The sequence below is a fragment of the Flavobacterium sp. IMCC34518 genome (genome assembly GCF_027111095.2).
GTDB lineage: Bacteria > Bacteroidota > Bacteroidia > Flavobacteriales > Flavobacteriaceae > Flavobacterium > Flavobacterium praedii.
In genome coordinates, this window is the sequence record NZ_CP114284.2 from 2,183,850 (window position 1) to 2,198,714 (window position 14,865).

Annotated in this window: 11 protein-coding genes; 3 read left to right on the plus strand and 8 right to left on the minus strand. The window is 32.6% G+C overall.

The features are described 5' to 3' along the window. Positions 1-73 precede the first annotated feature (73 nt). A complete protein-coding gene (gene asnS / locus OZP06_RS09225; protein ID WP_281238126.1) occupies positions 74-1,510 on the minus strand; it encodes an asparagine--tRNA ligase in 1,437 nt (478 codons plus the stop codon). A 422-nt stretch (positions 1,511-1,932) separates the two neighbouring features. Then, positions 1,933-4,350 carry an MMPL family transporter gene (locus tag OZP06_RS09230; RefSeq protein ID WP_269221608.1) on the minus strand — a complete coding sequence of 806 codons (2,418 nt, stop codon included), beginning with the start codon at positions 4,348-4,350 and terminating at the stop codon, positions 1,933-1,935. Between the two features lie 196 nt (positions 4,351-4,546). Between OZP06_RS09230 and OZP06_RS09235 the strand changes: the two genes are divergently transcribed. Both OZP06_RS09235 and OZP06_RS09240 read left to right on the plus strand, forming a co-directional pair. Next, complete coding sequence (locus OZP06_RS09235; RefSeq protein ID WP_281323631.1) at positions 4,547-6,817, plus strand: cation:proton antiporter; 2,271 nt, start codon at positions 4,547-4,549, stop codon at positions 6,815-6,817. 2 nt (positions 6,818-6,819) lie between these two features. Beyond that, positions 6,820-7,149, plus strand: coding sequence for a multidrug efflux SMR transporter (locus OZP06_RS09240; RefSeq protein ID WP_269221609.1), 330 nt, complete (start codon positions 6,820-6,822; stop codon positions 7,147-7,149). A gap of 201 nt (positions 7,150-7,350) precedes the next feature. Here the strand turns inward: OZP06_RS09240 and OZP06_RS09245 are convergent, their stop codons facing one another. From OZP06_RS09245 to OZP06_RS09260, 4 genes are all read right to left on the minus strand, one after another. After that, positions 7,351-9,849 carry a DUF5686 family protein gene (locus OZP06_RS09245; protein WP_281323632.1) on the minus strand — a complete coding sequence of 833 codons (2,499 nt, stop codon included), beginning with the start codon at positions 9,847-9,849 and terminating at the stop codon, positions 7,351-7,353. Between the two features lie 119 nt (positions 9,850-9,968). Then, positions 9,969-10,532, minus strand: a complete 564-nt coding sequence (frr, locus tag OZP06_RS09250; RefSeq protein ID WP_269221613.1) for a ribosome recycling factor — start codon at positions 10,530-10,532, stop codon at positions 9,969-9,971. Between the two features lie 77 nt (positions 10,533-10,609). Continuing rightward, the gene (gene pyrH / locus OZP06_RS09255) at positions 10,610-11,317 is read right to left on the minus strand and encodes a UMP kinase (protein WP_269221614.1); all 708 of its coding nucleotides are present in this window, start codon (positions 11,315-11,317) and stop codon (positions 10,610-10,612) included. Positions 11,318-11,442: 125 nt separating this feature from the next. Further along, complete coding sequence (locus tag OZP06_RS09260) at positions 11,443-12,228, minus strand: patatin-like phospholipase family protein (protein ID WP_269221615.1); 786 nt, start codon at positions 12,226-12,228, stop codon at positions 11,443-11,445. A gap of 196 nt (positions 12,229-12,424) precedes the next feature. Between OZP06_RS09260 and OZP06_RS09265 the strand changes: the two genes are divergently transcribed. Beyond that, positions 12,425-13,042 carry a thioredoxin family protein gene (locus OZP06_RS09265; protein ID WP_269221616.1) on the plus strand — a complete coding sequence of 206 codons (618 nt, stop codon included), beginning with the start codon at positions 12,425-12,427 and terminating at the stop codon, positions 13,040-13,042. Positions 13,043-13,361: 319 nt separating this feature from the next. Here OZP06_RS09265 and truB read toward each other — a convergent pair whose 3' ends face one another. Together truB and OZP06_RS09275 are read right to left on the minus strand one after the other, a co-directional pair. After that, the gene (gene truB / locus OZP06_RS09270; protein WP_269221617.1) at positions 13,362-14,060 is read right to left on the minus strand and encodes a tRNA pseudouridine(55) synthase TruB; all 699 of its coding nucleotides are present in this window, start codon (positions 14,058-14,060) and stop codon (positions 13,362-13,364) included. Further along, positions 14,060-14,857 carry an undecaprenyl-diphosphate phosphatase gene (locus OZP06_RS09275; protein WP_281323633.1) on the minus strand — a complete coding sequence of 266 codons (798 nt, stop codon included), beginning with the start codon at positions 14,855-14,857 and terminating at the stop codon, positions 14,060-14,062. Before OZP06_RS09275 ends, truB begins: the two co-directional genes overlap by 1 nt. Positions 14,858-14,865: the final 8 nt, after the last annotated feature.

Sequence of the window (14,865 nt, forward strand, 5' to 3'; positions counted from 1 at the left end):
TTTAAGAGTTTAATTGTTTAAAGTTGTTGTGGTTCAAACAACTTTAAACAATTGTAAAACAACATTAAACGTTTTAAAATTCTGCGTTCATTGGCGTTCTTGGGAAAGGAATTACGTCACGAATGTTAGTCATTCCAGTTACAAATAACACCAATCTTTCAAATCCAAGTCCAAAACCAGAGTGAACTGCAGATCCAAATCGTCTGGTGTCTAAGTACCACCATAGTTCTTCTTCGTGTATTCCTAAGGCTTTCATTTTTTCGACCAAAACATCAAAACGTTCCTCTCTTTGTGAACCTCCTACTATTTCTCCTATTCCTGGGAAAAGAATGTCCATGGCACGAACCGTTTTGCCATCTTCGTTCAATCGCATATAGAATGCTTTGATATTAGCAGGATAATCAAACAAAATTACGGGACATTTAAAATGCTTTTCTACTAAATAACGCTCGTGTTCCGATTGTAAATCAGCACCCCACTCGTTAATGATATAATTGAATTTTTTCTTCTTGTTCGGTGTACAATCTCTTAAAATGTCAATGGCTTCAGTGTAGGAAACACGTTTGAAATTGTTGTCCATTACAAATCCTAATTTTTCCAACAAAGGCATTTCACTTCTTTCTGCCTGTGGTTTAGATTTTTCTTCTTCAGTCAAACGACTTTCCAAGAATTTTAAATCTTCTCCACATTTATCAACGGCATATTTTACAACATATTTAATAAAATCTTCGGCAAGATCCATATTGTCATTCAAATCATTGAAAGCTACTTCGGGTTCAATCATCCAAAATTCGGCTAAGTGACGAGAAGTGTTTGAGTTTTCTGCTCTAAAAGTAGGCCCAAAAGTATAAATCTGACCCAGAGCCATCGCAAATGTTTCCCCTTCCAATTGTCCCGAAACGGTTAGATTGGTTTCTTTCCCGAAAAAATCTTCTTTGAAATCTACTTTTCCATCTTCGGTTCTTGGTGTATTTTCAAATGGCAATGCAGTTACTTTAAACATTTCACCCGCACCTTCAGCATCAGATCCTGTGATGATTGGTGTATTCACATAAACAAATCCTTTTTGTTGAAAATAACTATGAACAGCATACGACAAAACTGAACGCACACGCATAATAGCGCCAAACACATTCGTACGCACGCGTAAATGAGCATTCTCGCGTAAGAATTCTAAGCTTGGTTTGTTTTTTGGTTGTATTGGGAATTTCTCTGCATCCGAATCGCCAAGAATTTCCAGTTTATTGACTTGGATTTCAAATTTTTGACCAGCACCTTTACTCTCAACCAAATTCCCAGTTACCGAAATAGCTGCTCCAGTTGTAATTCTTTTCAATGTTTCGTCTGGTGTATTCTCAAAATCGACAACACATTGTATGTTATTAATGGTTGAACCATCATTTAAAGCAATAAACTGATTATTTCTAAAAGTTCTAACCCAACCTTTTGCATTGATTTCGTGTAATGTAGATGTACTGTTTAGTAAGTCTTTAACTTTTGTGTGTCTCATTTTAATTTTTTGATTTTAAAGTTCAGATTTTCGATTAATACAAAAATCAGTGTTTTAATCTAAGTGCAAATATAAAAGAAATTGTTTGAAAAATTGGCACAGACCCTCTCTAAGTGAGAAGCTATTTCCTGCTATTTTCTCTATCTTTTACTTTTGATAACAAAGTAAAAGATAATTGCAAAATCAATTCGATAATCAATCTTTTGCAAAATTTAAGAAATTTGGAGGTACATTGTTGATTGCCATCTTCGAATAGTAAGACGGCAACATCTTACTATTTCAATGATAGTATGTTTGGATCCAAATTTATCGCAAAACGACAAACTACAAAACCTTTTATGGATTTTTATACTTTTGCGATAAATGGATTTAGATACATTAGGATATAATTCTCAATCATTACCCAAAACGTCGAGAAACTGCTATTTTTCTTTTTCTAATTTATCAATTTCTTCATCACTAAATTCAAGCATTTCCAGTTTAGGTTCAATGAATTCTTGCTCGTTTGCCAAAGTTTTATTCAATGTTAATACCAAAGCAGGCAGTAACATTAAATTAGATAACATTCCAAATAATAAGGTCAGTGATATGAGTCCGCCAAGAGCAATAGTTCCTCCAAAACTAGAGAGCATAAAAACCGAAAACCCAAAAAACAAAACGATTGAAGTATAAAACATACTCAATCCCGATTCGTTAAAAGTAGCGTAAACTGATTTTTTGATTTTCCAATTGTTCTTCTTTAGCTCTTCTCGATATTGCGACAAAAACCGAACGGTGTCATCTACCGAAAGTCCGAATGCAATTCCAAAAACTAAAATAGTAGAAGGTTTTAATGGAATGTCCAAAAAGCCCATGATTCCAGCCGTTAATAATAAAGGCAATAGATTTGGGATTATTGAAACCAAAACCATTTTGAAAGAACGAAACATAAAAGCTATCAATAATGCAGTTAGGAAAAAGGCAAAAACTAAAGATGAAAGTAGGTTGTCAAGTAAATAGCCTGTTCCTTTTTGAAAAACTAAGGCTTTTCCCGTGATAATTACATTGTATCTATCTGGAGGGAATAGTATATCTGCTTTTCTACGAATTTCTCCTTCAATAATAGGAATTCTGCTTCCGCTTTCATCACGCATAAACGTAGTGATTCTAGCCACTTGTCCACTGGAATCGACATAGCTCTTCATTAAATTCTCTTTGGAATCCTTTGTTGCATTTTTGGCATAAGACAAGATAAAAGCCTGTTCTTGTGATGTAGGTAAATCGTAATATTCTGGGTTTCCATTGTAATAAGCTTGTTTGGAATATTTCACCAAATTAACAATAGAAATAGGTTTTGAAAGTTCTGGAATTTCCTCAATAGTTTTTTGAAGTTCATCCATTTTTTTTAACATAGACAATTTCATGACACCTTTTTTGCGTTTGGTGTCTATCATTATTTCTAATGGCATAACTCCATCGAATTCTTTTTCGAAAAACACGATATCTTTGAAGAAAGGTTCTTTTTTTGGCATGTCTTCAATCAAACTTCCAGAAATTCGCATTTGAAAAATTCCGATGATGCTTATAACCAATAGACTTATAGAAACCACATAAATAGAAAAACGATTGTATTTTACATTTCTTAGTATCCAATCCATAAATTTTTTGATCGAAACTCTCTCTAAATGCTCTAAATGACGGTCTATCGGAGCGGGTACATAACTATGCAAAATAGGAATAGTTATGATGCAAAGTATGAATAACAATAATATGTTAATCGATGTTACATTTCCAAATTCTATAAGTAATTTATTGTTTGATGATATAAAAGTAAAAAAACCAATGGCCGTTGTTAAGTTGGTCATAAAGGTTGCCATTCCTATTTTTGTAGTCACCCTTTGTAAAGCTTTGGTTTTGTTGCCGTGAATTTTGTATTCCTGATGGTATTTGTTGGTTAAGAAAATACAGTTTGGTATTCCAATGACAATCATCAAAGTAGGAACCATAGCGGTTAAAACCGTAATTTCATAATCTAAAAGGCCTAATACACCAAAAGACCACATTACACTTATAATTACAATAATTAGTGAAATCATGGTTGCTCTAAAACTTCTAAAAAAGTAAAAGAACAATAGGGAAGTAAGGAATAATGCTGCGCCAATAAAAAGACTTATTTCGCTAAGAATAGTTTGAGCATTCAGGGTACGAATGTAAGGCATACCCGAGACACGGAGTTTTATTTTGGTTTCCTTTTCAAAAACTTTTATAGCAGGAATTAATTCGTTGAGGACATAATTTTTGCGTTCAGTAGTGTTTACAATTTTCTTGTCAAGGTAAACCGCCGAGCGAATACTTCCAGATCTTTTATTGAAAATTAATCCTTCATAAAAAGGGAGTTTGTTAAAAAGTTCTTGCTTTATTTTTTGAAGATATTCTTTGTCAATTTTTTTGTTTGGATCAATAAAAGGAACTAATTCAAATTTTTGTAAAGCTTCATTTTTTTGTAGTTTTTTCATATCATTTAATGAAATGACCAAATCGACATCTTTGTTTGTCTTGATCGTATTCATCAGTTTTACCCATGAGGAATAAACTTTTGGAGTAAATATTGCATCGTTTTTTATACCAATAACAATTAGGTTTCCTTCTTCTCCAAATTTATTTAAAAACGAATTGTATTCTATGTTTACAATATTATCTGCGGGTAATAAATTGGCTTCGCTATGGGTAAAACGAATGTATTTCCATTGCATTGCCAAGAATATCGTAATTAGTGCAATTATCGATAACATTACTATTTTATTTCTAAGAACAACTCGGGCAATTAACTCCCAAAATCCTAGACTAAACCATTTTTTCATTATAAATTTTTTAAAGCTCCAAAAATACATAAACTCCAAGAGTTATTTTTGTTTTTATGCATTTGATTTGATTTTTTTCAAGGTCATTTTTTACAGTAGAATTAAATTTTAGTTACCATTGTTATTTGTTTTATAATTAATAGATTTGTTTTCGCAACTTTGTTTTATTAAATTAATTTTTGGGGTTACTATAAATATGAAAAAGTATAGGAATACATTGTTTTATTTTGGCGTAACAGGTGGTTTTACAGCTCTTATGTATTGGATAATTAAGGAAGGAAAATACCTTGAAAATAATGAGACTATTATTCATCCGATAGCCAGTAATAATTCATGGGAGGATTTTCTCAATGCAATGATTCATAATGTACAAGATCCTTTAGCTATTTTATTGGCACAAATTATAATGATTATCCTTGTGGCACGACTTTTTGGTTGGGTTTTCAAAAAAATTGGTCAACCTTCCGTTATTGGTGAAATTATAGCTGGAATTGCATTAGGGCCATCCTTGTTAGGTTTATATTTTCCAGATTTCTTTCATGCATTATTTCCCCCTGATTCATTAGAAAATTTAAAATTTTTGAGCCAGATTGGACTGATTCTTTTTATGTTTGTTATTGGGATGGAACTCGACATAAAAGTTCTAAAAAACAGAGCCAAAGAAGCTATTGTTATTAGTCATGCAAGTATTGTAATTCCGTTTGCACTGGGTATAGGATTGGCGTATTTTGTTTACAATCGTTTTGCTCCAGAAGGAGTAAAGTTTCTTTCTTTTAGTTTGTTTATGGGAATTGCAATGAGTATCACCGCTTTTCCGGTTTTGGCTCGAATTGTTCAAGAAAGAGGCATGCATAAAACTAAGTTAGGAGCAATCGTAATTACATGTGCAGCCGCAGATGATATTACCGCTTGGTGTTTGTTGGCAGTTGTAATTGCTATAGTAAAAGCGGGAACCTTTGAAAGTTCCATGTTTATAATTTCTCTGGCAGCCTTATATGTTCTAATAATGATTTTTCTTGTAAAACCATTTTTGAAAAGAATTGGTGATTTATATGGAGCCAAAGACAGTTTGAGTAAACCCGTGGTGGCAATCTTTTTTTTAATATTAATCATTTCGTCCTATGCTACGGAATTAGTTGGTATTCATGCCCTATTTGGTGCCTTTATGATGGGGGCTATTATGCCTGATATTCCTAAGTTTCGAACCGTTTTTATTGCAAAAGTAGAAGATGTTTCTGTTATATTATTGCTTCCTTTGTTTTTTGTATTCACAGGTTTACGTACCGAAATTGGTTTGATCAATGAACCTTATTTATGGAAAGTGACAGGGTTTATCATTCTAGTTGCAGTAGTAGGGAAATTTTTTGGTAGTGCTTTGGCAGCAAAATTTGTCGGACAAAGTTGGCGAAACAGTCTTATCATTGGAGCCTTAATGAATACGAGGGGATTAATGGAGCTTATTGTTTTGAATATTGGATTGGGCCTTGGTGTACTAACTACGGAGGTCTTTACAATGATGGTTATTATGGCATTGGTGACTACTTTTATGACAGGCCCCGCTTTAAATTTAATCAATTATATTTTTAAAACTAGTGATATTATTGATCATGATGAAGAAGTTGATCAAAATAAATATAGAATCTTGATCTCTTTCGGAAATAATGAAAAAGGAAAATCTTTATTGCGTTTAGCCAACAGTATGGTTAAAAAACAAAAAGAAAAAGCCAGTATCACTGCTTTGCATTTATCGTTAAGTGATGAAGTACATACTTTTAATATGGACGATAAAGAGAAAAGTAGTTTTAGCCCTATAATGAAAGAGGCAATTGTGCTGAAACAAGAAGTTACTACTATTTTTAAGGCAACTATTGATATAGAAAATGAAATTATTGATATTGCTAATCAAGGAGAATATGATTTATTGCTAGTTGGATTAGGGAAATCGATTTTTGAAGGAACAATATTGGGAAAAGTAATTGGGTTTACTTCTCGAATCATAAATCCAGAAAGATTATTAGATAAGTTTACCGGTAAAGAAGGATTGTTTGTCAATTCTCCATTTGATGAACGAACTCGTCAAATTGTTTTGAAAACTAAAATGCCATTAGGTGTTTTGATTGACAAAGATTTGAAAGAAGTAAATAATGTCTTTGTTCCTATTTACACTTCCGAAGATTCATTCTTGATTGAATATGCTCAAAAAATGATATTCAATAATAATGCTACAGTTGCTTTTTTGGATTTCAACAGCCACATAGAGAATAATTTTGTAATTGCCAGTGCTATAGAATCTCTAAAGCAAAAATATCCCAATAATGTAATTTTAGAAAAAGAATCATTATTGAACAATGAATTCTTGATTCAGCAAGATTTAATGATTGTGAGTTTGGATAGTTGGAAAGATTTATTGGATTCTCGCAGTAAATGGTTGAGTGGGGTGCCTTCGGTATTGATTATAAAACCATAATTATGAATTGGATTTTATTAATTATAGCGGGTTTTTTTGAAGTTGGTTTTGCGACTTGTCTGGGCAAAGCCAAAGAAACTTCCGGAGTGGCATCTACATTGTGGATGGTTGGTTTTTTTGTAGCGCTTACTATCAGTATGACGCTGTTATACAAAGCGTCCCAAACCCTGCCAATTGGAACCGCTTATGCAGTTTGGACAGGAATCGGAGCTGTTGGAACTGTTTTAGTTGGTATTTTTATATTCAAAGAACCGGCTACTTTCTGGAGACTTTTCTTCTTGTTTACTTTGATAGCCTCAATAGTTGGGCTTAAATTCGTATCCTCACATTGATCTGTACCCTTCTTTTTTTAATTTTGATATGATGAGTAAAGAGAAAGTACATATGCAATGTGATCATTCTAAGCTTGGATGCTTTTTTAAACAGAATTGTGTTCTAAAGTTCGTGATTTTTTACAATGGTGTTCATCATAACTGTCTGAATTAAATTAATACAGGGCTCTTACCGTTTTGGTTACAATCATTAGGACTTTATTAAATTCCTAAATTTAAGACGAAAGTTAATTTTATGGCTATATTGTCTTCAAATTTGCTCAATTGATTCGGACCATAACGGTAATAGCCTCCTAGACCCAGACCATTAAATATTTTATTCAATTCAATTCCAGATTCTATATATCCTTTCTCTAAGGTTTTAAAGTCAATGCCAATATGATTTTCTGGGTTTTCCATTTTTCCCCACGCCATTCTTGTGACAAAATCCAATGAAGGTTTTAATTTTTTTAATATGAAGATCCTATTAAAACCATGTTTAAATTGAAATGTCATGTATTCGCTCGAAAAAAATTCATTAAAAAACATGGTTTCAAAACTATTTTTACCGGCAAATGTTATTCTTTTTATAATGGTTTCTTTGTTTAAATTATTGGGAGCGTTGTTGTAAAGTTGTGGCAGGGGTAAATCACCAAATGCTTTACCTGCTTCAAATAACAAAAAGGTACGTTGCCCATTGAGATATTTGATTTGATAATCTGCTTTAAAGTCAACTTTGGTATAGCTAAAATCATTTTTTAAAACATCGGGTAGTGATTGTGTCAACTGTAAGGTGAATTTTGGAAACCTTTTTTCAGATTCGATTCTTCCTGTTGGTGTTTGCATATAATCGCTATAAGGGCTCCATTTTAATGAAAATGTTGCTGTAGTCATGTTGTAATTAGAATACGATTTGCCATTTAAACTGTATATGTAATTGAATTGAGGAGTCACAAATGTACTTGCCAGAGCCAATGTCGATTCTACTTTTGGGATAATTTTAGATTCTAATGCAATTTTCCATTGTTCATATCTATAAAGTGTGCTGAAATTGATAGCGCGAGGGTCGTAAATTTTGAAAGCTCTTTTTTCAACAGCATAATCGATACTCGCAATTTCTCTCAGGTCATCGGTGTAGTTTAAACTAATCCAGGTGTTTGAGAATTTATTAACTCTGGTTCCAATTCCTATATTGTATTTAAATTCAGAATCGCGTAAACCATAAGCGGTGTAGCCTTCTATTCTGTATTTTTTAGAAAAATAATCATTAGTTATTCCGCCAAGTCCCAATCGAAGTCCTTCATAATTATTGTAACTGATAATTTTGCGTAAATCAAAATCCCAAGATTTAAATGGAACATAACCAGTAAGTACTTTTCGAACTAAATTTAACCGTCTTTCAATTCTTTTTTTTATTGAAATGCTGTCTAATGATAAATAAGTTTTTTGACTTCGGCTGTCTAAACTGTCTTTTCTAAATTCATTCCAAAAACTTTCTGGTTTTGATATGGCATCATCTTTAATTTCAACAGCAACAATTGGTTTGTTGATTTTAACTGTAGAATTGTATTGAATATCAAAATTATTTGTTTGGGATAGCAAATAGACATAGTCTGATTCTTCTCTTTTTCTGGGCGTTAAATCTTCTTTAATGTCCCCGTCAAATTGAATGGTTCCTCCTAGTATTTTTATATCATCATCATTGTTTCCTTTCACAATTTTAAATTTTTTCTGAGTAGGAAACCATAAGTCTTCTTCTGGAATGTAATTGAATTCGTGAATTGCACTGATATCCAGTATGCCCTTAATTCGCATTATTGCTTTTGCAACAGCATAATTAGTTTCATCGATATATAAAATACCTTCCAGACCCGCTGTTCTTTTTTCTTTTTTGTTTTTAAAATAAACCATATAGGCATTTCGTCCATTTATGGTTACCGTGTCCAAAAGTTTAAAGTTATAATCTTTTAACGCGTCACGAGCAATTGGGCTGTTGTATTTGGTTTCAAAAAGTTCGTATTTAGTGTCGTAAATAGAAAATGACTGTAGATTAAAGGATAGGATTTCATAAACAGGTTGTTTAAAGCCTGCCATTTTTGTTCCCAAAATGGTTTCTTTTAATCGTTTGCCATCATATTGATATTGGGAAATTTTTTCAGTTTGAAATAAATGTTGCTTTTTGATTAATAACTTGAATTTATAATCAGTGGAATCAATTTCTTTTAGGTATTTTCCATAGGGATTATTGACAAAAACGGAATCAATATCCCCATGAATAGAATCAGGGTTAGCCGTTACGATGAGCTTGTTGTAAGCTTTGAATTCATAACTTTTTAGTTTTTCTTGTGGATTGTTCTTTGTTTTATTTTCAATTGTTTTTTTTATTATGGCTAATGCTGGATTGACATTTGAAACAAGAACTTCATGTAGAGGGTTTGTTTTTTGTTCTAAAGCAATTTTATAAAATATTTTTGCGTTATCTACAGGAAGGGTGTTTTTTGTATAACCAATATAGGAAACGGTAATTGATGTTATTTTGTTTTTGGATACCAAACTAAATTTTCCGTCAACATCCGAAATAGTATTGGTGTCTTCATTTGAAACAATGGAAGCAAAAGGAAGTGGTTTTTTGGTTGTAGCGTCTTTTACAATTCCGTTAATTTGAAATTGTGCCTGAATTGTTAGTGTAAAAAGGAAGAACAATGCAATAAAGTACTTCATAATACTGTTTTGATTAGAAAGGCATTTGGCTACGCATCCTTGCCACAAAAATAAGTATAAAAAAATCTGTCTCGTTCAAAAAGACAAGACAGATTTATTGTTTTTATTAATTTAAAAGATTATACCTTCATGATTTCAGCTTCTTTTATAACTAGAAGTTCATCTATTTTTTTGATATAAGTATTAGTCAAGTTTTGTACTTCGTCTTCGGCACTTTTACAAATATCTTCAGAAGTTCCTTCTTTTTCTAGTTTTTTAATATCAGTATTGGCTTCTTTTCTGGCATTTCTAACCCCAATTTTGGCATCTTCTGCTTCAACTTTGGCTTGTTTGGCTAGTTCACGTCTTCTATCTTCGGTAAGTGGTGGAACGCTTATGATAATCATGTCACCATTGTTCATTGGGTTAAATCCAAGATTGGCAATCATAATTGCTTTTTCGATAGGATGTAACATGTTTTTTTCAAAGGGTTGAAGTGTTATAGTTCTGGCGTCTGGAACACTAATTTTTGAAACTTGTGAAAGTGGAGATGCCGATCCATAATAATCTACAAAAACACTTCCTAACATAGCTGGAGATGCTTTTCCAGCACGAATATTTAAAAATGATTTCTCTAAATGTTCAATAGAACCAGCCATTGATTCTTTGGTGCTATCTAATATAAATTCAATTTCTTCTGTCATAATTTTTTATTTAGTGGTCAGTGATCAGTTTTTTAGTGATCAGTTTTTACTGCAAACTGAACACTGAATACTGCTAACTATATATTAACTACGGTTCCTATGTTTTCTCCTTCACAAATTTTTAATAGATTCCCTATTTTATTCATGTCGAAAACGACTATTGGTAATTTGTTTTCTTGGCTTAAAGTAAATGCTGTGGTATCCATAACATTTAATCCTTTTTTTAATACATCTTCAAATGAAATGTATTCAAATTTTACAGCTGATGCGTTTTTCTCTGGATCACAATCATAAACTCCATCAACACGTGTTCCTTTTAGAATTACATTAGCATTGATTTCAATTCCTCGTAAAACGGCTGCAGTATCTGTTGTAAAATAAGGGTTTCCTGTACCAGCTCCAAAAATTACGATCCTTCCTTTTTCCAGATGACGATCCGCTCTTCTTTTGATATAAGGCTCTGCAATAGATTCCATTTTTAAGGCAGTTTGCAAACGGGTTTTCATTCCTTTGTCTTCAAGAGCGCCTTGTAATGCCATTCCGTTAATAACTGTGGCTAGCATTCCCATATAATCTCCTTGAACTCTATCCATTCCTGAACTGGCTCCAGCAACACCTCTAAAAATGTTACCTCCACCAATAACTATAGCGATTTCAACTCCTTTGGCATGAATTTGTTTGATTTCATCTGCATATTCGGCTAATCGTTTAGGATCAATCCCATATTGTAAATCACCCATTAAAGCTTCGCCACTTAATTTTAGAAGGATTCTTTTGTATTTCATCTTTAGATTTTATTTTTTTAAGGTCTCCCTTCATTTTCGAAAGTAAATTACACTGGTTTTCGAGTCAAAACAGCATAAGTTGTGCAAATATAGACATATTCTGTTTTTTTTGAAAATACTGTTCCCTAAATATTTAAATTTAGTTTTTTATATGATTTTTTAGCCGATTCGTATCCAATATTAAAAATAGCCTCCATTTTGATTTTACTGGTTTCAAATGTGCTATATAAGGACAAGGCTTCGGGTTCTATCAACCAATCGCAATGATCAAATTTGTGTATGCTCGAATTGGCGGAGAATAAATCAAATGCTCTAGCTGTGACTGCTTTGATAGAATTTAAATCTTTTGCTTCTATTTGCTGTATTGGACTGACATATATCCCAATTAAGGTATCACATTTGTCTTTTAGAATGTTGGTTGGAAAATGATTAAGAATGCCACCGTCACTATATAACTTTCCATTAAATTCATACGGAGACATTACTCCAGGAAATGACGATGACGCCAAGATGGCATCTATTGTTTTGGTTTCGGGGCTAAAAACTTTTGATTTGCCTTTGATCAAGTCGGTGGCGGTAATGTATATTGGTATTTTTAGTTCTCCCAAAGTTGTGTCCTTAAAAATTTCATAAAAATATTCTTTGAAGGATTCCGAGTCAATTAAACCTGCTTTAGAAAATGTAAAATGTTTCCAATGGAAAAAATAAATAGATTTGAAAAATTCCAGGATTGCCTCGGGAGATTTGCCAATTCCATACAAGGCAGCAACTATTGATCCTGCACTTGAGCCAGCAATGTGAGTTGGAGTAATGTTTTTTTCTTCCAAAAACTGCAAAACCCCAGCATGAGCTATGCCTTTAGACCCTCCACCAGATAATATTAAACCGATTGATTTTAATTTACTGTCCATTATATAAAATTATGCATTTTGTTGGGTCTTAAGTGATTTTTATCACACTTTTTATGGTTAGGGTAATTTAAATTTGCTTAAAAAATAAATCAAAATATGAAATCGCTATGAAAATAGCTGTCACAAACACTAATTAATTTCTGGCGATACCTCCCGATAGCTATGGGAATCCATTAAAAACAAATATTATCTACATATGAAAAGTTCAGTTGCGAAAGCGTTGTTTAATAGTTATAGTTATTTAGAATATAGAAAAATTATATCCGATTTGTTGGCAGAAGGAAAGTCAACTGGTGAGGAACAATCGGAAGATTTATTACATTACAGTACCTTGAATGAATCCCGTTTGAAAAGATTAGACAAAACCATTACTGTTCCCGAGGAAATTAGTTTGAAATTGAAAGGTCTTGAAAAGGAATACATTTGGTTGGTTATCGCAGAAGGCTGGTGCGGAGATGCTGCGCAAATATTGCCTATATTGAATAAAATGGCGGCCGAAACAAATAAAATTGATTTGAAAATTGTTCTCCGTGATTCGAATGATGATTTAATGAATCATTTTTTGACAAATGGGGCTAGAGCTATACCTAAACTGCTAATTATTGATAAAAAAACAGGTAAAGTTTGCAATCATTGGGGACCAAGACCAAAAGGAGCTTCAGATTTAATTAGAGAGTATAAAGAACAATTTGGAATTGTAGATGAAGAGGCTAAAACTCAATTGCAATTATGGTACTTACATGATAAAGGTTTGTCAGTGCAAAATGAAGTTCTAGAGATGATGTATTCAATTAAAGAATGTGCCTGTTTGTAGTTTTATTTTTTTTTAATTTATTTTTTTTTGTATTTAAAAAAAGTGTAACTTAGTGATTGCCAACCGGGTCTATTGTTTTGATTTACTTTTTTTTATTGGTGTGTTTAACTATTGTTCAACAATTAAAAAAACATCATTATGAAAAATCTATTTGAAAAGGTTTATGATTATGTATCACATTTCTTATTTGGAAATGAAAGTGCCACCCATTATTAACCAAATTTTAGACAAGTTGAAAAAAAGTATGAAGTAAAATTACTTTGATCTTATTAAAAACACATCGCAAATTCAATTCTGTATTTGTCATGTGTTTTTTTTATCATTTATCTGTAGAAAGAGTTTGCTCGAATAAGTTGACATCTATGGCATTCTCCACATTGTAATCGCCAATTTTGGTCCGACGTAAAACAGTCAAGTGTGATCCCGAATTCATGGCGCGTCCAAAATCAAAGGCAAGAGAACGAATGTAAGTTCCTTTACTGCAAACCACTCTAAAATCGACTTCGGGAAGTGCAATTCTGGTAATTTCAAATTCGTGAATAGTTGTTTTTCTAGCAGCAATTTCTACAATTTCTCCTGCGCGTGCATGTTCATACAAACGAATCCCGTCTTTTTTTATAGCTGAAAAAATTGGTGGTTTTTGATCAATTTCTCCCAAAAATTGTTTTACCGTTTCGTGTATCAAAGATTCATCGATATGTTCTGTCGGGAAAGTTTGATCAATTTCAGTTTCTAAATCATAAGATGGAGTAGTGGCTCCAATATAGAACGTTCCCGTATATTCTTTGGCTTGCCCTTGTAATTCGGTAATTCTTTTGGTGAATTTCCCAGTACAAACCAATAGTAAACCAGAAGCGAGAGGGTCTAATGTTCCTGCGTGACCAATCTTGAATTTTTTGGGCAATCCTGCTTTATTGATTAGCGCATACTTGAGCTTATTTACCGCTTGAAAAGAAGTAAAGTGCAAAGGTTTGTCTATTAAGAGAATTTGTCCGTTTAAAAAATCTTCAGTTGTCATTAAAGTACGGTCAAAGGATGAATGAAAAAGTGAATGGCGAGTAGTATTATTCCAGCGATAATTCGGTAGTAACCAAATACTTTAAATCCATTTTTTGTCAAAAAGCCAATAAAACTTTTAATGGCCAAAAGCGCTACAATAAAAGCAACGATATTTCCAATAACCAAGTAATTGATTTGGTCGTGAGATAATACAAAACCGTCTTTGTAATAATCGTAACATTTTTTTACTGTTGCTCCAAGCATAGTTGGAACTGCAAGAAAAAAAGAAAACTCAGCAGCAGAGGTACGTGATAGTTTTTGAGACATTCCACCAACAATTGTGGCTCCACTTCTCGATACACCAGGAATCATAGCAATGCATTGAAATAAACCAATTTTTAATGCTTGTAAATAGGTGATTTCTTGAGTGTTTTCAGATACGTCTGGGGTGTTAAACCATTGGTCAACTTTCAATAAAATGATTCCGCCTATTAATAAAGAAATGGCTACAGTTACAGGATTTTCGAGTAATGCATCAATTTTTTTGCTAAAAAGTAATCCAAAGACAACTGCGGGTATAAAGGCAACCAATAATTTGAAATAAAAATCAAAAGTTTGAAAAAAGCGTTTGAAATACAAAACCACTACTGATAAGATTGCTCCTAATTGAATGACAATGGTGAAGAGTTTTGTAAAATCATCGTGCGCGATTCCAAAAAAAGACGATGCGATAATCATATGCCCAGTAGAAGAAACGGGTAAAAATTCTGTGATTCCTTCAATAATGGCAAGGATAATAGCTTGTAGTGTATTCATTTTGTAGT